General features: G+C 67.9%; 16 protein-coding genes. 9 read left to right on the top strand and 7 right to left on the bottom strand.

Annotated elements, in window-relative coordinates:
* The 6 genes from folK (at position 1) to pgi (ending at position 4,715) form a co-directional block, all read left to right on the top strand.
* Complete coding sequence (gene folK, locus AC5P9L_RS13640; RefSeq protein WP_012479761.1) at positions 1–486, top strand: 2-amino-4-hydroxy-6-hydroxymethyldihydropteridine diphosphokinase; 486 nt, start codon at positions 1–3, stop codon at positions 484–486.
* Between the two features lie 34 nt (positions 487–520).
* Complete coding sequence (gene panB / locus AC5P9L_RS13635; RefSeq protein WP_033833063.1) at positions 521–1,336, top strand: 3-methyl-2-oxobutanoate hydroxymethyltransferase; 816 nt, start codon at positions 521–523, stop codon at positions 1,334–1,336.
* On the top strand, positions 1,333–2,172 hold the full coding sequence (gene panC, locus AC5P9L_RS13630; protein ID WP_012479762.1) for a pantoate--beta-alanine ligase: 840 nt from the start codon (positions 1,333–1,335) through the stop codon (positions 2,170–2,172). The genes panB and panC overlap by 4 nt, the downstream gene beginning before the upstream one ends.
* 66 nt (positions 2,173–2,238) lie before the next feature.
* Positions 2,239–2,736, top strand: coding sequence for a hypothetical protein (locus tag AC5P9L_RS13625; RefSeq protein WP_043035019.1), 498 nt, complete (start codon positions 2,239–2,241; stop codon positions 2,734–2,736).
* 87 nt (positions 2,737–2,823) lie between these two features.
* The gene (gene panD, locus AC5P9L_RS13620; RefSeq protein ID WP_005409061.1) at positions 2,824–3,204 is read left to right on the top strand and encodes an aspartate 1-decarboxylase; all 381 of its coding nucleotides are present in this window, start codon (positions 2,824–2,826) and stop codon (positions 3,202–3,204) included.
* Positions 3,201–4,715 carry a glucose-6-phosphate isomerase gene (gene pgi, locus AC5P9L_RS13615; RefSeq protein ID WP_049396132.1) on the top strand — a complete coding sequence of 505 codons (1,515 nt, stop codon included), beginning with the start codon at positions 3,201–3,203 and terminating at the stop codon, positions 4,713–4,715. Before panD ends, pgi begins: the two co-directional genes overlap by 4 nt.
* Before the next feature lie 138 nt (positions 4,716–4,853).
* On the opposite strand, the gene AC5P9L_RS13610 is transcribed toward pgi, so the two are convergent.
* Both AC5P9L_RS13610 and AC5P9L_RS13605 read right to left on the bottom strand, forming a co-directional pair.
* Positions 4,854–5,423, bottom strand: a complete 570-nt coding sequence (locus AC5P9L_RS13610; protein ID WP_012510702.1) for a response regulator transcription factor — start codon at positions 5,421–5,423, stop codon at positions 4,854–4,856.
* On the bottom strand, positions 5,420–6,646 hold the full coding sequence (locus tag AC5P9L_RS13605; RefSeq protein WP_262101999.1) for an ATP-binding protein: 1,227 nt from the start codon (positions 6,644–6,646) through the stop codon (positions 5,420–5,422). The genes AC5P9L_RS13610 and AC5P9L_RS13605 overlap by 4 nt, the downstream gene beginning before the upstream one ends.
* A 114-nt stretch (positions 6,647–6,760) precedes the next feature.
* Between AC5P9L_RS13605 and ispG the strand changes: the two genes are divergently transcribed.
* The 3 genes from ispG to AC5P9L_RS13590 all read left to right on the top strand — a co-directional run bounded on the left by ispG (position 6,761) and on the right by AC5P9L_RS13590 (position 9,604).
* Positions 6,761–8,026 (top strand): flavodoxin-dependent (E)-4-hydroxy-3-methylbut-2-enyl-diphosphate synthase, encoded by a 1,266-nt coding sequence (gene ispG, locus AC5P9L_RS13600; RefSeq protein WP_019661189.1) that lies wholly within the window; start codon positions 6,761–6,763, stop codon positions 8,024–8,026.
* On the top strand, positions 8,007–8,756 hold the full coding sequence (locus AC5P9L_RS13595) for a phosphatase PAP2 family protein (protein WP_058980273.1): 750 nt from the start codon (positions 8,007–8,009) through the stop codon (positions 8,754–8,756). The genes ispG and AC5P9L_RS13595 overlap by 20 nt, the downstream gene beginning before the upstream one ends.
* A gap of 200 nt (positions 8,757–8,956) precedes the next feature.
* Complete coding sequence (locus tag AC5P9L_RS13590; protein ID WP_227415664.1) at positions 8,957–9,604, top strand: response regulator; 648 nt, start codon at positions 8,957–8,959, stop codon at positions 9,602–9,604.
* 290 nt (positions 9,605–9,894) lie between these two features.
* On the opposite strand, the gene eda is transcribed toward AC5P9L_RS13590, so the two are convergent.
* From eda to zwf, 5 genes are all read right to left on the bottom strand, one after another.
* Positions 9,895–10,554 carry a bifunctional 4-hydroxy-2-oxoglutarate aldolase/2-dehydro-3-deoxy-phosphogluconate aldolase gene (gene eda, locus AC5P9L_RS13585; protein WP_005409068.1) on the bottom strand — a complete coding sequence of 220 codons (660 nt, stop codon included), beginning with the start codon at positions 10,552–10,554 and terminating at the stop codon, positions 9,895–9,897.
* Positions 10,555–10,760: 206 nt separating this feature from the next.
* Complete coding sequence (gene edd / locus AC5P9L_RS13580) at positions 10,761–12,677, bottom strand: phosphogluconate dehydratase (RefSeq protein ID WP_099498286.1); 1,917 nt, start codon at positions 12,675–12,677, stop codon at positions 10,761–10,763.
* A gap of 58 nt (positions 12,678–12,735) precedes the next feature.
* Entirely contained in the window at positions 12,736–13,458 is a 723-nt protein-coding gene (gene pgl / locus AC5P9L_RS13575; RefSeq protein ID WP_262102002.1) for a 6-phosphogluconolactonase, read from the bottom strand.
* Positions 13,455–14,462 (bottom strand): glucokinase, encoded by a 1,008-nt coding sequence (glk, locus tag AC5P9L_RS13570; protein ID WP_010484331.1) that lies wholly within the window; start codon positions 14,460–14,462, stop codon positions 13,455–13,457. The genes pgl and glk overlap by 4 nt, the downstream gene beginning before the upstream one ends.
* Positions 14,459–15,895 carry a glucose-6-phosphate dehydrogenase gene (gene zwf, locus AC5P9L_RS13565; protein ID WP_010484333.1) on the bottom strand — a complete coding sequence of 479 codons (1,437 nt, stop codon included), beginning with the start codon at positions 15,893–15,895 and terminating at the stop codon, positions 14,459–14,461. The genes glk and zwf overlap by 4 nt, the downstream gene beginning before the upstream one ends.
* Positions 15,896–16,142: the final 247 nt, after the last annotated feature.

Genomic DNA, 16,142 nt, shown 5'->3' with positions numbered 1-16,142 from the left:
ATGACGCCAGCGTGGATCGGCCTCGGCGCCAACCTCGGCGATGCGGCCACGACTGTCGGCGCGGCGATCACTGCGCTGGACGGCCTGCCCGGGACCCGCGTGCTGCAGGCCTCGCGCCTGTACGCAACGCCGGCCTGGGGCAATGAAGACCAGCCACCGTTCGTCAACGCGGTGGCCGCGGTCGAAACGTCACTGGCAGCCGATGAACTGCTGCAGGCGATGCTGGCGCTGGAGCAGGGCTTTGGCCGCGTGCGTGATGCGGCGGTGCACTGGGGGCCGCGCGCGCTGGACCTGGACCTGCTGCTGTATGGCGCGCAGGTGCTCGACCAGCCCGGCCTGCAGGTGCCACACCCCTACATGCACGAGCGTGCCTTCGTGCTGGTGCCGCTGGCCGAAATCGCGCCGGATCTGGCCATCCCCGGCCATGGCCGCGTGCGGGATGCAGTGATGCGGGTGGATGCCTGCGGGATCGCGCCGATAGGGTGATAATGCCCGGGTTATCTCCCCCGGTTATCAGCACATGAGCACCCACGCAGACAGCAAGCCCTGGACCGTTCCCGCCCTGGCCGAGGCCAAGCGCAATGGCCAGAAGCTGGTCATGTTGACCGCCTACGACGCTGGCTTTGCCCGCACCTTCGATGCCAATGGTGTCGACCTGATCCTGATCGGCGATTCGCTGGGCATGGTCGTGCAGGGCCATGATTCGACCCTGCCGGTGACCGTGGCCGACATGGTCTACCACACCCGCGCCGTGGCCCGTGTGCTGCAGCGCGCGCTGCTGGTGGCCGACCTGCCGTTCGGTGCCGATGCCACTCCGGAGCGCGCGCTGGATGCTTCGCTGCAGCTGCTGCAGGCCGGTGCCGAGATGGTCAAGATCGAAGGTGCCGGCTTCAAGGTCGACATCATCCGCTACCTGGTTGAGCGTGAGATTCCGGTCTGTGCGCATCTGGGCCTGACCCCACAGTCGGTGCTGCGCCTGGGCGGCTTCAAGATCCAGGGCCGCGGCGATGCCGCGCGCCAGCTGGTGGAAGATGCCAGGGCCGTGGCCGCTGCCGGCGCCAGCATCATGGTGCTTGAGTGCGTGCCGACCCCGGTTGCCGCCGAGGTGACCGCTGCGGTGGAGGTGCCGACCATCGGCATCGGTGCCGGCCCGCAGTGCGACGGCCAGGTGCTGGTGCTGCACGATTTCCTCGGCCTGGACAGTGGCCATCGCCGCCCCAAGTTCGTCAAGGATTTCCTTGCCGAAGGCGGTTCGGTGGCCGGTGCCACCCGCGCCTATGCCGACGCCGTGCGCGACGGCAGCTTCCCCGACGAACAGCACGCTTACGCCCAATGATCCAGACCTTCAACGAGCTCGGCGCACTGCGCGAGCAGATCGCCCAGTGGAAGCGTGAGGGCCTGCGCGTGGCGCTGGTGCCGACCATGGGCAACCTGCACGGTGGCCACCATTCGCTGGTGACCCTGGCCCGCCAGTACGCCGACAAGGTGGTGGCGAGCATCTTCGTCAACCCGACCCAGTTCGGGCCGAACGAGGATTTCAGTCGCTATCCGCGTACGCCCGAGGCCGATGTGGCCGGGCTTGAGCAGGTCGGCTGCGATGCGGTGTGGCTGCCCAGCGTCGAGGCCATGTACCCGCTGGGCGTGGACAAGACCACGCAGATGCACGCGCCCGGCGTGAGCGAGGTGCTGGAAGGTGCCAGCCGCCCGGGCCACTTCGATGGCGTCTGCACGGTGGTGGCGCGCCTGTTCCTGCAGGTGCAGCCGGACGTGGCCGTGTTCGGCCGCAAGGACTACCAGCAGCTGGCGGTGATCCGGCAGATGGTGGCTGAGCTGTCGTTCCCGATCCAGATCGTCGGCGCGGACATCGTGCGCGACGAGGATGGCCTGGCCAAGAGTTCGCGCAACCAGTACCTGAGCGCCGAACAGCGCCCGGTCGCGACCACCATCCACCGCACCCTGCTGGGCATGCGCGAAGGCTACGTGGCCGGGCAGGCGCGTGATCGCATCGAGGCCGACGCCACGGCGGCATTGCAGGCGGCCGGTTTCCAGGTCGACTATGCGGTGCTGCGCACCCCGGAGCTGGCCGAGCCGACGTTCGATGGCGGTGGCCGCGTAGCGCTGATCGCCGCGCGCCTGGGCTCCACCCGCCTGATCGACAACCTGGAGTTCTGAGCCGCATGCGGCCCGGGGGCGCCCACAATGGGCGCCTCGCACCTTCCCATGGACGGGAGAACGGCAATGAAGACACCCTCCACTGACGCTGGTCGGCTTGCGCAGGCGTTGATCCTGGCCGTGCTGGCTGCCGGCATGCTGCCGGCGCAACTGTTTGGCGGCCTGTTGTTCGCGCTCGAATTCAGGCGCACGCCGATGCCCGCGCTCACCGGCGGTGGACTGATGTTCGGGCTGGGCGTCTGCGTCGCCATCGCGGTGTTCCTGCCGATGGCGTTGCTCCTGCGGTCTCGGTGGCCCCTGCGCCGGACCCGCTTCGTGCTTGCAGGGTCTGCTCTGGGCGCGCTGGCCATGGCCATCCATGAATGGCCGGGCGCGATCCATGGGCCGCTGCTGCAGCGCCTGCGCTATGTCGATACATTCGATGTGATCAGCTATGGGCTGACGGTGTTGGCTGCAGGGGGCCTGGGCCTGGCCTCCGGGCTGGCCTTCCATACGGTGTTCAGGCTGTCACTGCAGGGCGGTGCCGTCCATGCCACGGCGCCGCCGCCGGGCGAGGGCGCCTGAACGGCCTTCAGCGTCCTGCCGCAGGCCCCTGACGACGGCCAAGCGGGTGCTAGAATCCGCTCTTTCCTTTGCCGTTGCAGCGCCCCCATGCACCTGTCCCTGCTCAAGACCAAGATCCACCGCGCCACCGTCACCCATTCCGAGCTGAACTACGAAGGCTCGATCGCCATCGATGACAACCTGCTGGCTGCCACCGGCATCCGCGAGTTCGAGCAGGTGCACATCTGGGACGTGACCAACGGTGCGCGCTTCTCGACCTATGCCATCCGCGCCGAAGCCGGCAGCGGCGTTGTCTCGCTCAACGGTGGCGCCGCGCGCCACGTGCAGGTCGGTGACATCATCATCATTGCCGCGTTCGCCAGCATGACCGAGCAGGAAGCCGACAGCTTCAAGCCGAAGCTGGTGTACGTTGATGGCAAGAACCAGATCACCCACACCAACGACACGATCCCGACCCAGGCCGCATGACAACGAACAACGGATTCGACTCGCTGCATTCCCACGCCCAGCGCCTGAAGGGCGCAAGCATCTCCGGCCTGCTCGCCGCCGAACCCGGCCGCGTGCAGGACCTGGCGCTGCGGGTCGGTCCGTTGTACGTCAGCTTCGCCCGGCAGAAATACGATGCCGCGGCGTTGCAGGCATTGCTGGCGCTGGCTGCCGACCGTGATGTCGGTGGTGCCATCACCCGCCTGTTCCGTGGCGAGCAGGTCAACCTGACCGAAGGTCGCGCCGCGCTGCACACCGCACTGCGCGGCGACGTGGTCGATGCGCCGGTGGCGGCCGAGGCCTATGCCACCGCGCGCGAGATCCGCCAGCGCATGGGCGTGCTGGTGCGCGCGCTGGAAGACAGTGGCGTGACCGATGTAGTCAGTGTCGGCATCGGTGGTTCCGACCTTGGCCCGCGCCTGGTCGCCGACGCGCTGCGTCCGGTCAGCGGTGCGCGCCTGCGCGTGCATTTCGTATCGAACGTGGACGGCGCGGCCATGCAGCGTACGCTGGCCACGCTGGATCCGGCCAAGACCGCCGGCATCCTGATCTCCAAGACCTTTGGCACCCAGGAAACCCTGCTCAACGGCCAGATCCTGCACGACTGGCTGGGTGGCAGCGATCGCCTGTACGCGGTCAGCGCCAATCCGGAACGTGCCGCCAAGGCCTTTGCCATCGCCGCCGATCGTGTGCTGCCGATGTGGGATTGGGTCGGCGGCCGCTATTCGCTGTGGTCTGCGGTCGGTTTCCCGATCGCGCTGGCGATCGGCTTCGAGCGCTTTGAACAGCTGCTGGAAGGTGCTGCGCAGATGGATGCGCATGCGCTGGATGCACCGCTGGAGCGCAACCTGCCGGTGCTGCACGGCCTGACCGACATCTGGAACCGCAACCTGCTGGGCCATGCCACGCATGCGGTGATGACCTACGACCAGCGCCTGGCGCTGTTGCCGGCCTACCTGCAGCAGCTGGTGATGGAAAGCCTGGGCAAGCGTGTGCAGCGTGATGGCCAGCCGGTCACCACCGATACCGTGCCGGTGTGGTGGGGAGGCGCGGGCACCGATGTGCAGCACAGCTTCTTCCAGGCACTGCACCAGGGCACCAGCATCGTTCCGGCCGACTTCATCGGCTGCGTGCACAACGACGATCCCTACACGATCAATCATCAGGCCCTGCTGGCCAATCTGCTGGCGCAGACCGAAGCACTGGCCAATGGCCAGGGCAGCGACGACCCGCACCGTGATTACCCGGGCGGCCGCCCGAGCACGCTGATCCTGCTCGAGGCGCTGACCCCGCAGGCGCTGGGTGCGCTGATCGCCATGTACGAACACGCCGTGTACGTGCAGTCGGTGATCTGGAACATCAACGCCTTCGACCAGTTCGGTGTCGAACTGGGCAAGCAGCTGGCCAGCGGCCTGCTGCCGGCGCTGCAGGGCGAGGATGTGGCCGTTGCCGACCCGATGACCCGCGAGATCCTTGCGCAGCTGAAGCGCTGAGGCTCTGGTGGTGCCGGCCGCTGGCCGGCAACCTCATGAACGATTGAAGCATCACCTGGATGCCGGCCAGCGGCCGGCACTACCGGAGCGGACGGGTTGCCGGCCAGCGGCCGGCACTACCATGAAGGGCGTGGTGCCTCAGCGGCTCGGGTCGCGTTCCGGGCTGGGCCGCTTGGCCAGCTTGCGCTGCAGCGAGCGCCGGTGCATGCCGAGCAGGCGCGCGGCTGCCGACACGTTGCCGCCGGTCTCGTGCATCGCCTGCTGGATGTGTTCCCACTGCAGGCGGCTGATCGGTGTCATCGCGTCGGGCACTTCCATTTCGCCATCGTCGGCCGGGCCGTCATCCTCCTCGCCCAAAGCGCGAAGGATCATCGGTACCGTGGCTGGCTTGGGCAGGTAATCGTCCGCACCGAGCTTGATCGCCTCCACGGCGGTGGCGATGCTGGCGTAGCCGGTGACCAGCAGGATGCGCATGTCCGCGCGCAGCGCGCGCAGTGGTTGGATCAGTGCCAGGCCGGAATCGCTGCCCAGCTTCAGGTCGATCAGCGCGAACGCCGGCGGATGCTGGCGGGCCAGTGCCAGTGCACTGGCGGCGTCCTGCGCGGTCTGGGTTTCCAGCCCCTTGCGGGCCAGGCTGCGCTGCAGGGTACGCAGGTACAGCTCGTCGTCGTCGACCAGAAGGCCCAGGGTGGAGTGGTGAAGGCTCATGGGGTGTCCTCGCGTGGGGCCAGCGGCAGGCGGAAGCCGACGCGGCTGCCGGCCCCCTGGGCCGGGCGCATCCACATCTCGCCGTCGAGGCGTTCGATGGTGGCATGGGACAGGGCCAGGCCGACGCCCATGCCCTCGCTTTTGCTGCTGCCGAACAGCTTGCCCGGCAGCACCGCGGCGCGGGCGTCGAAGCCGTGGCCGTAGTCGCGGACTTCGCCGATCAGGTCGTCGCCTTCGATGCGAAGGTCCAGGTCCACGCGCGGCCGGCCGGCCTGTTCGCCGGCATCAGCGGCATTGTTGAGCAGGACCATCAGCAGATGGCCCACGCCCGGGTCGAGTGGCAGCCGCAGCGGCGCATCGTCGTTGCGGTGCAGGTCGATGGTCGGCCGCACCAGGCGCCACTGTTCCAGTACCTGCTGCGCGCTGGAGTGGCTGCGGCCCGGTGCGTCGGCCGAGGCCGGTGCGGCCAGCGCCAGCACGCGCTCCCGGCACTGCACCAGCAGTTCGCGCAGGGTCTCCATGTCTTCGCGCACTTCGGGCTCTTCGCTGCGCTCGGCGACGTCATCGGCAAGCAGGGTCATGGTCGCCAGCGGCGTGTTCAGTTCATGCGCCACGGAGGCGGCATGGGTGGCCAGGGCGACGATGCCTTCGTTGCGGGCGAAGCGTTCCCTGAGTGCCGACAGTTCCAGTTCGCGCTGTCGCAGCGCCAGCGCCAGGCGGGTGGAGAAGGTCAGCACGACCGCTGCGGAAATGAGGAAGTTGGCGACCACGCCCCAACGGTTGAGGTCCTGCGCGCGGAAATAGCCGTCCGGCAGCGGCTGGCCGAAGATGCCGCTGGCGGCGTAGCCGAGCAGGCAGGCCAGGGCCACTGCCAGTGCCCAGCGCAGGGGCAGGGCGAAGGCGGCCAGCGCGATCAGGATCAGGAACAGTGAACTGAACGGGTTGGCCATGCCGCCGCTCCAGCCCACCATCCAGGTCAGGATGATCACGTCCACCAGGATATGGCCGAATGCGGTCAGCGGGGCGGTGTCGGCCGCTTCCGGGCGCAGCTGGGTGTAGATGTTGAACAAGGTGAGCACGGCCACGCCGGCCCATAGTGGCAGCTGGGGCAACGGCAGGCCCAGCACCCAGCTGGCGACCAGGATGGTGGCGGCCTGGCCGCCTACGGCAAGCCAGCGCAGGCTGCACAGGGTACGGAGGAACGGGGCGTCGGGACCGGTCATTCATGCTCATCGTATGCGTTCACGGGCGCGCGTGCCTGCGACAATCGGCCGCAGCCGTGCCGCCGGCTGAATGCGAGTCACCCCGAATGCGGGAGCGGGCGGTAGAATGCGCCCATGCACGACGCCGTTACCCGCCCTACGCCTCCCTCCGATGCCACCTCCTGGCCCCGCCGCCAGACCCATGCCGTGCAGATCGGCGGGGTCACCGTAGGCGGAGGCAAGCCGGTAGTGGTGCAGTCGATGACCAACACCGACACCTCCGACGTGGCTTCCAGCGTCAAGCAGGTGGCCGAGTTGTGGCGCGCGGGTTCGGAAATGGTGCGGTTGACCGTCAACACCGTGGAAGCGGCTGCGGCGATCCCGCGCATCGTCGACAAGCTGGCGATGATGGGTATCGACGTGCCGCTGATCGGTGACTTCCATTACAACGGCCACCAGCTGCTGACCGCCGAACCGGCGTGTGCCGAAGCGCTGGCAAAGTACCGCATCAACCCCGGCAACGTCGGCTTCGGCAAGAAGAAGGATCTGCAGTTCGCCCAGCTGATCGAATTCGCCATCCGTTACAACAAGCCGGTGCGCATCGGCGCCAACTGGGGCTCGCTGGACCAGGCCCTGGCGGCGAAGCTGATGGACGAGAACAGCCTGCGCGAACAGCCCTGGGATGCCGGCCGCGTGCTGCGCGAAGCGCTGATCCGCTCGGCCCTGGATTCGGCCGAGCAGGCGGTGGAGCTCGGCCTGCCGCGCGACCGCATCGTGCTGTCGGCCAAGGTCAGCGGCGTGCAGGAGCTGATCGCGGTATACCGCGACCTGGCCCAGCGCTCGGATTTCGCCCTGCACCTGGGCCTGACCGAAGCCGGTATCGGCAGCAAGGGCATCGTCGCGTCGGCGGCGGCGCTGGGCGTGCTGCTGCAGGAAGGCATCGGTGACACCATCCGCATCTCGCTGACCCCGGAACCGGGCCAGTCGCGCACGCAGGAAGTGATCGTCGCCCAGGAACTGCTGCAGACCACCGGCCAACGCGCCTTCACGCCGCTGGTCACGGCCTGCCCGGGCTGCGGCCGCACCACCTCGGAGTTCTTCCAGGAGCTGGCCAAGGTGGTGCAGAACCACGTGCGCGAGAAGATGCCGCTGTGGAAGATCCACCACCCGGGGGCGGAGAACATGACCCTGGCGGTGATGGGCTGCATCGTGAACGGGCCGGGCGAGTCGCGCCATGCCAACATCGGCATCTCGCTGCCGGGCACGGGCGAAACACCCGCAGCGCCGGTGTTTGTCGATGGCGAGAAGAAGGTGACCCTGCGCGGCGACAACATCGCCCAGGAGTTCGTCGCCCTGATCGACGACTACGTCGAACACACGTATGTCCGAAGCGCCGGATAAGCCTGCAATCCTCGCTGCACCGGAGTCCGCCTCCGGTTTCCGCCACTGGATGGCGCGCAATGCCTGGCGCCTGGTCCTGCTGTTCGGCGGCGTGCTGCTGCCGCTGGCTGGCTTCGTCGCCCTGGCGGACGAGGTGCACGAGTTTGAATCGTTCCATTTCGACGCGCCGCTGCTGTGGCAGATGCATGGCCTGCACTCGCCACTGCTGGACCGCTTCTTCGTGCTCATCTCCAAACTGGGCTATGAGTGGTTCCTGATCCCGGCCGACGTGCTGATCATCGGCGTGCTGCTGGGCTACCGGCGCTGGCGCGAGGCCACCTTCGTGGCGGTCAGCTTCGTCGGCTCGGCGCTGCTGAACATGGGCAGCAAGCACTTCTTCCAGCGCCAGCGCCCCAGCCTGTGGGAATCGATCGCGCCGGAATCGACGTTCAGCTTTCCCAGCGGCCACGCGATGGGCTCGATGACCCTGGCGGTGACCCTGGTACTGCTGGCCTGGAACACCCGCTGGCGCTGGCCGGTGCTGCTGCTGGCACCGGCATTCAGCCTGCTGGTCAGCGTCTCCCGGGTCTATCTGGGGGTGCATTACCCCTCCGATATCCTGGCCGGATGGTGTGCCGCGCTGGTTTGGGTGGTAGGGTGCTATCTGGTCATGTTCAGTCGCCGGCACCCTTGGCGGCATCATGGCACGCGGCCAGCGAAGGCCAGCGAAGCATCATCACAGGGGGATTGACGTGGATGCCCCGCGCGGGACGTCTACGTGATAGATCAGTTGTTTCGTTGCAGCAGGTTCTGCAAGACAGGGGGCAAGCACAACGCGCGGTACTGTGATGCGCAAGGCAGATCGCCGACGCCGCATTCCGGACGCGCTTGCAGGGTATCGGCACCCTGCCTAGCTTGACCTGCAATGGCCGCATTCGAAGAGGTACGTGAATGACGATTCGAGTCTACCTGGTGGATGACCACGCGCTGGTCCGCACCGGGATGAAGATGATTCTGTCGGGGGAAGCCGACATCGAGGTGGTGGGCGAAGCCGAGACCGGCGAAGACGCGCTGCGTGAAGTCCGCCAGCTGCTGCCGGATGTGGTGCTGTGTGACCTGCACCTGCCGGGTGTGAGCGGCATGGAAGTGACCGAGCGTATCGTGCGCAGCCACCGCAACACCCGCGTAGTGATCGTGTCGGTGCTGGAAGATGGCCCGCTGCCGAAGCGGCTGCTCGAAGCCGGCGCGGCCGGATATATCGGCAAGGGTTGTGATGCGCAGGAACTGCTGCGCGCGGTGCGTGACGTGGCAGGTGGGCGCCGCTACCTGGGCACCAGCATCGCGCAGAATCTGGCACTGTCGACGGTGGAAGGCAATGGTTCGCCGTTCGACAACCTGTCGCCGCGCGAGCTTGAGGTGGCGCTGTTGCTGACCCAGGGCCTGCGCCAGGAAGACATCGCGCGGCGCCTGAGCCTGAGTGCGAAGACGGTGAACACGCACAAGGCGCGGTTGTTCGAGAAAATGGGGATCCACGACAACATCGCGCTGGCGCGGATGGCCAGCCAGTACGGGTTGGTGGATCCGGCACGGCCGCTGTAAGGGGTTCGGCCAACGGCTGAGCCCCTCGCGGTGTGCGGCAGGATTCGTGGGGTTGGCCCTGCGGAGGGATTGCGCAGGGGACGCCGTGAATCCATCCCTGGAGGCTCGGGCGCGCCATCCATGGCGCTTACGCCCCTGCGCAATCCCTCCGCAGGGCCACGGACAGTTTCCGTGCGCCGCCACCGCGGAATGAAGAAGGAAGAGCAGGAGCGGGTCGCGCGCTGCGCGCGCTCGTAGCTTGGGGTCGGATCCCTTTCCCGACGGAAAGGGCTCTGACCCCGATCCTCTTGTCAGTGGCCGCGTACGCGCTGGATGATCTTGGCGGCGTCTGCGGCGCTGGCGCGCACCTTGTCCCATTCGCCGTTGGCGATCCAGTTGCCCGGCACCATCCACGAACCACCGATGCAGACCACGTTCTTCTGCTCGAGGTATTCGGCGGCGGTGTTCTCGGTGATGCCGCCGGTCGGGCACAGCTTCAGGTCCGCCACCGGGCCGGCCAGTCCCTTGATCATTGCCAGGCCACCCACAGCCGTGGCCGGGAACAGCTTGCACACGCGGAAGCCGCGGGCGTAGAGCGACAGCAGCTCGGTCGGGGTGGCCGCACCCGGCACCACCGGCAGCGGTGCAGCGGCCAGTGCATCAGCCAGTGCCGGCGGCGTACCCGGGGTCACCAGGAAGTCCGCACCCGCATCGATCGACTGCTGCATCTGCTCCACGGTCAGCACCGTACCGGCACCCACCACCACGTCCGGCAGCTCGCGCTTGAGCATCGCCAATGCTTCCATCGCCACTGGCGTACGCAGGGTCAGCTCGATCGCCGGCAAACCACCTTCCAGCAGCGCCGCACTGACCGCCCGCGCCTGGTCCAGCGTATGAATCGTCACCACCGGCAGGATGCCCGCCGCACGCAACAGCTCCGCCGCCTTCACCTGATGTTGTTCGATACCCATGCTTTTGCCCTTGCCTTTTGCTCTTCTTGATTCAGTGGCCGCAGCGCAAATGACGCGCCGGGAATTGTCCAAGGGCAGTAGAGCGCCCTGGCCGGGACCGTGAGCGGCATGGATGCCGCGACCGAGCCCCCATGGATGGGTTTACGGCGTGTCCCGGCCAGGGCGCTCTACTGCCCAGGCCGGGAAGCCTGCCGCGGCTTTTCGCTTCAGGCGTCCTTCGCCTCATGCGGCGCCGCCGCCGCTGCGGCATCGTGCCCCAGCTCATATTCCGCGTCGTACTCCCACGGCCCGCCATCAGCCGCCGCCGGCCCGCACGAAATCGAAATCGCGCCCTGGTCGGCCGGACCCACCACGCGACGGTTGATCGCGAACAGGTTGCGGCCCAGGTCATGCGCGGCAGGCGCGGTGTTCGGCGCCAGCGGGCGCGCGGCCCATTCGGCCGCGTCCACCAGCACTTCCAGCGTGCCAGCCTCGCCATCAAGGCGGATCATGTCGCCCTCGCGGACCTTGGCCAGCGGACCGCCGCGTGCCGCTTCCGGCGTCACGTGGATCGCCGCCGGAATCTTGCCCGAGGCGCCGGACAGGCGACCGTCGGTGACCAGCGCCACGCGCCGGCCCTGGTTCTGCAACAGGCCCAGCAGCGGCGCCAGCGAATGCAGTTCGGGCATGCCGTTGGCACGCGGGCCCTGGTAACGCACCACCGCCACGAAATGCTGGGGCAGCAGGCCACCGGCGTGCAGCTTGTTCAGCACCTGCGGTGCATCGACCACCACGGCCGGCGCTTCGATCGTGCGGTACTGCGGCTTTACCGCCGACAGCTTGATCAGCGACTTGCCGAGGTTGCCGCGCAGCAGGCGCAGGCCGCCCTGGTGCTCGAACGGATTGTCGACGCCACGCACCACTTCGTCATCGGCGCTGCGTTCCAGGCCCGGCAGATAGACCAGCTGGCCATCGCGCAGCTGCGGTTCGCGTGCGTAGTCGGCCATGCCGCCGCGCGCCACGCTGACCAGATCGCCGTGCATCAGGCCCGCCTTGATCAGCTCGCCGAACACGAACGCCGGGCCGCCAGCGGCCGCGAAGCGGTTCACGTCGGCCTCGCCGTTCGGATAGACGCGGGCCAGCAGCGGAATCAGCTGCGACAGTTCGTCGAAGTCGTCCCAGGTCAGCACGATTCCGGCGGCACGCGCCACCGCGATCCAGTGGATGGTGTGGTTGGTCGAACCGCCGGTGGCCATCAGCGCGATGACCGCGTTGATGATCGCGCGCTCGTCGATGATCCGGCCCAGCGGACGGAAGTCGTCGCCCAGTGCGGTGATGTCCAGTGCACGTTCGGTCGCTTCGCGGGTCAGCGCGTCGCGCAGCGGCGTGCCCGGATTGACGAACGACGCGCCCGGCAGCTGCACGCCCATCGCTTCCAGCAGCACCTGGTTGGAATTGGCGGTGCCGTAGAAGGTGCAGGTGCCGGCGCCGTGGTATGAGGCGGACTCGGCTTCCAGCAGCTCTTCGCGGGTGGCTTCGCCGGCGGCGTAGCGCTCGCGCACTTCCGCCTTCTGCTTGTTGGGGATGCCCGGGGTCATCGGGCCGGCCGGCACGAACACCGCCGGCAGGTGGCCGAAGGCCAGCGCACCGATCAGCAGGCCGGGCACGATCTTGTCGCACACGCCGAGGTAGACGGTGCTGTCGAACATATCGTGGCTGAGCCCGATCGCGGTCGCCTGCGCGATCACATCGCGCGAGAACAGCGACAGTTCCATGCCGCCGCGGCCCTGGGTGACGCCGTCGCACATCGCCGGCACACCGCCGGCCACCTGTGCCGTAGCACCGAGCTCGCGGGCGATCTCGCGGATCTGCTCGGGATAGGTCTCGAACGGCTGGTGCGCCGAGAGCATGTCGTTGTAGGCGGTGATGATGCCCAGGTTCGGCGTCACGCCGCCGCGCAGGCGGCTCTTGTCGGTGCCGCCACAGGCGGCGAATCCGTGGGCGAGGTTGCCGCAGCTCAGGCGGCTGCGGAACGGGCCTTCGCGCAGGGAGGCGTCGATCGCGGCCAGGTAGGCGGCACGCGAGGCGGCGCTGCGGCGGATGACACGCTCAGTGATGGCTTGCAGTTGCGGATGGAGGCTCATTGGCTACCGGCGTTCAAGGTGGCGAGAGGCAAGCGGCGGCAGGGCGCCGCCGCCGACATCAATCAGCCCAGTGGACGCGCAGGCGCGCGCCTTCCAGGTTGATCGCGTTGAGGATCGGGTACTGCTGGGGGTCGTTGCTGTCCAACGCCTGGCGCAGCACCTGCAGCTTCTGCTTGCCGCGCAGCAGCAGCAGGCGCTGGCGGCATTGGCGCAGCCCATGCGGGGTCAGGGTGATGCGCAGCGGCCACTGGTTCGCGCCCGGGCAGCCGGTGGCATCCAGCGCCGCGTAGGGCAGGGTGCTTTCCAGTGCGCGGGCCAGGTCCTTCGAGCCGGGGAACAGCGAGGCGGTGTGGCCGTCGTTGCCCATGCCCAGTGCCACCAGGCTCGGCGGCTGGCTGTGCTGGGCCTGCAGGTTGGCGCTGTAGACGCATTCGGGCAGCGGCTTGCCGATGCGCACCAGCGGATCAAAATGGGCACCCTCGGCACGCTTGAGCAGGTGCTCGCGCACCAGCCATGCGTTGCTGTCGCGATCCTGCGGCGACAGCCAGCGCTCGTCGGCCAGGCTCACTTCAACCCGGTCCCAGTGCACGTCCAGTTCGGCCAGCGCCTGGTAGACCGGTGCCGGCGTGGTGCCGCCGGACAACAGGATGCGGGCGCGGCCCACTTCGTTGATGTCGTGGTTGAGGGTCTGCGCCATCTCGGCGGCCACTGCCTCGATCCAGCCATCGGCATCGCCGTGGCTGATGAACTCGATGCGGTCGTCGTGGAAGGTGGGACTCATGCGGCAACTCCAGGTGCGTCACGTTCGGCGTCGGCGGCATAGGCGGCGGCGCCCAGCAATCCGGCGTGGGGATGCATCACGGCCAACGAGGGAACGCGCGCCATGATCGAAGAGAACCGCCCCTTGTGTTCGAAGCGCTGGCGGAAACCAGAGTGCTGCAGCGAATCGAGCATCTTCGGAGTCAGACCACCGGTCAGGAACACGCCATCCCAGGCACCCTGGGTCAGTACCAGGTCGCCGGCAATGGCGCCGAACACCGCGCAGAACACGTCCACGGTGCGCATTGCCTGCGGATCGCCATGCAGGGCACGGGCGGTCACGTCCACCGGCTGCAGCTGGCCGGGATCGATACCGGCCATCTCGCACACCGCGCGATGGATGTTGACCAGGCCCGGGCCGCAGATCAGTCGCTCGTTGGAGACGCGGCCGAACTGCTCGGACAGGATTTCCAGGATGCGGATCTCCTCCGGGGTTCCCGGGGGGAAGCTGACATGGCCGCCTTCGGTTTCCAGCGGATAGCAGCGTCCGTGGCGCAGGATCAGGCCACCGACACCCAGGCCGGTGCCCGGACCGATCACCGCGTAGTTGCGCGGCTGGCCCGGCTTGCCCGGCACCCAGGCGGCACCACCGACCTGGACCACGTCATCGGGCTGCAGCAGTGAAATCGCCATCGCCTGTGCGGCGAAATCGTTGATCAGGTGCAGTTCGTCGAACCCGAGCATCGCTGCGGTGCGGCTGCGCGAGATCACCCACGGATGGTTGGTGATGCGCGCTTCGTCACCATCAACGCGACCGGCCACTGCGAACACGCCGCGGCTGGCGGTGGCGCCGATCTGTTCCAGATGGTGGCGCGCGGCATCACCCAGCGATGGGAACTCCGCCACCGCGTACTCGCGGATGCTGTCCTTCTGCAGCGGTGCGTCCTGCGAGGTGTCGGCCAGGGCGAAGCGGGCGTTGGTGCCGCCGATGTCGGCGACCAGCACCGGCTGCGAGCTGGCACTCATGCCGAGGCTCCGCTGTCCGGCGCGTCCACGCCCTGCGGCAGGAACTCGCCCGCATTGCTCGGGCCCCATTGGCCGGCGGGGTAGGGCTCCAGCGGCAGCTTGGCGTCCTTCCAGGCATCGGCCACGCTGTCGATCCACGCCCAGGCGGCGCGCACTTCGTCATCGCGCACGAACAGCGTGTGGTTGCCGTTGAACGCATCCAGGAACAGGCGCTCGTACGCGATGCGGCGGTGCAGGCCGGTCGGCACCGACAGCTCCAGCTCCAGCGGGTGCAGTTCCAGCGCGCCCCATTCCGGGCCGGCCAGGCTGCTCATCAGGCCCAGTTCGATGTTTTCCTGCGGCTGCAGCTGGAACACCAGGCGGTTTGGTGCGGCCTGCGCGCGCTGCGGGCGCTCGAACAGCCAGTGGGTGACCGGCTTCAGCGTGACCACCACGCGGGTGGTGCGCTCGGGCAGGCGCTTGCCGGTGACCAGGTGGAACGGCACGCCGCTCCAGCGCCAGTTGTCGATGTGCGCAGTGACACCGGCGAAGGTCTCCACGTCGCTGCCTTCCGGCGGCTGGTAGGCCTGTGCCGGCTGGCCGTTGATGGTGCCGGCGGTGTAGCGGCCGCGGATGCTGTCACGCGCGGCGTGCTTGGCATCAAGCGGACGCAGGGCGCGCAGCACCTTGACCTTCTCGTCGCGGATGCGGTCGGCTTCCAGCGACGCCGGCGGTTCCATCGCCACCATGCACAGCAGCTGCAGGATGTGGCTCTGCACCATGTCGCGCAGCGCGCCGGAGCGGGCGTAGTAGGCGTCGCGGCCATCCACGCCTTCGCTCTCGGCCACCAGGATGTGCACCGATTCGATGTAGTTGCGGTTCCACACTGCCTCCAGCAGCGTATTGCCGAAGCGCAGCGCGATCAGGTTCTGCACTGCAGCCTTGCCCAGGTAGTGGTCGAGGCGGAACACGCGGTCCTCGTCGATCCACTGGCCGATGGTAGAGATGATCTCCTCGGCGCTCTCGCTGTCGCTGCCGATCGGCTTCTCCAGCATCAGGCGTGCCGGTGCGGCAAGTGCGCCGCCCTTGGCCAGGCCTTCGCAGGTGGAGATGTACAGACCCGGCGGGATGGCCAGGTAGCTGACGCACTTGCGGTGCACCAGGTCGGAGACCGCGGCGGCAACCGAGTCGACGTCGCGCAGGTCCACCGAACGGTAGTCGATGCGGCGCAGCAGGGCACTGATGTCGTCCTGCGTGGCCATCGGCATGGCCTGCTGCAGGCGCGGGCGCAGGATGTCATGGAAGGCTTCGGTGTCATGCCCGGACAGGGCCAGCGCACGGATACGGAAGTCCTCCGGCAGCAGGCCGTCGCCAAGCAGGCGAAGCAGCGAAGGGAACAGGTAGCGCTGGGCCAGATCACCTGTGGCACCGAACAGGAAGAGGGTGTCGTGCATCGCTCGAGTTTCAGATCCGGGTGACATCGTTGTCAATCGCTTCATGGCTGGGTTCGGGGGACATCCGCGCAACTGCCTGTCCGAGGTTCGTCAGGGGCGATCTCCGGGGTAGCGGGAGACCGTTCCATTCGAAACCACTGCCCCGGCGGAAGCTTCGTTCCACCGCCGACGCAGATCGGTGCGCACCGATCATCGGATAGTGCCACGTGAAAACGTTTACATGGCAGAATGGGCAACTGTATTCGAT

Source organism: Stenotrophomonas sp. YJH_SMC_64, assembly GCF_059371375.1.
Note: the sequence above shows the minus strand (reverse complement) of the source record. Positions and strands in the feature narration are given on the sequence as shown.

Excerpts from the sequence above, each read along its gene's own strand:
- folK (WP_012479761.1), top strand. The coding sequence starts at position 1 with ATGACGCCAGCGTGGATCGGCCTCGGCGCCAACCTCGGCGATGCGGCC.
- panB (WP_033833063.1), top strand. The coding sequence starts at position 521 with ATGAGCACCCACGCAGACAGCAAGCCCTGGACCGTTCCCGCCCTGGCC.
- panC (WP_012479762.1), top strand. The coding sequence starts at position 1,333 with ATGATCCAGACCTTCAACGAGCTCGGCGCACTGCGCGAGCAGATCGCC.
- AC5P9L_RS13625 (WP_043035019.1), top strand. The coding sequence starts at position 2,239 with ATGAAGACACCCTCCACTGACGCTGGTCGGCTTGCGCAGGCGTTGATC.
- panD (WP_005409061.1), top strand. The coding sequence starts at position 2,824 with ATGCACCTGTCCCTGCTCAAGACCAAGATCCACCGCGCCACCGTCACC.
- pgi (WP_049396132.1), top strand. The coding sequence starts at position 3,201 with ATGACAACGAACAACGGATTCGACTCGCTGCATTCCCACGCCCAGCGC.
- AC5P9L_RS13610 (WP_012510702.1), bottom strand. The coding sequence starts at position 5,423 with ATGAGCCTTCACCACTCCACCCTGGGCCTTCTGGTCGACGACGACGAG.
- AC5P9L_RS13605 (WP_262101999.1), bottom strand. The coding sequence starts at position 6,646 with ATGACCGGTCCCGACGCCCCGTTCCTCCGTACCCTGTGCAGCCTGCGC.
- ispG (WP_019661189.1), top strand. The coding sequence starts at position 6,761 with ATGCACGACGCCGTTACCCGCCCTACGCCTCCCTCCGATGCCACCTCC.
- AC5P9L_RS13595 (WP_058980273.1), top strand. The coding sequence starts at position 8,007 with ATGTCCGAAGCGCCGGATAAGCCTGCAATCCTCGCTGCACCGGAGTCC.
- AC5P9L_RS13590 (WP_227415664.1), top strand. The coding sequence starts at position 8,957 with ATGACGATTCGAGTCTACCTGGTGGATGACCACGCGCTGGTCCGCACC.
- eda (WP_005409068.1), bottom strand. The coding sequence starts at position 10,554 with ATGGGTATCGAACAACATCAGGTGAAGGCGGCGGAGCTGTTGCGTGCG.
- edd (WP_099498286.1), bottom strand. The coding sequence starts at position 12,677 with ATGAGCCTCCATCCGCAACTGCAAGCCATCACTGAGCGTGTCATCCGC.
- pgl (WP_262102002.1), bottom strand. The coding sequence starts at position 13,458 with ATGAGTCCCACCTTCCACGACGACCGCATCGAGTTCATCAGCCACGGC.
- glk (WP_010484331.1), bottom strand. The coding sequence starts at position 14,462 with ATGAGTGCCAGCTCGCAGCCGGTGCTGGTCGCCGACATCGGCGGCACC.
- zwf (WP_010484333.1), bottom strand. The coding sequence starts at position 15,895 with ATGCACGACACCCTCTTCCTGTTCGGTGCCACAGGTGATCTGGCCCAG.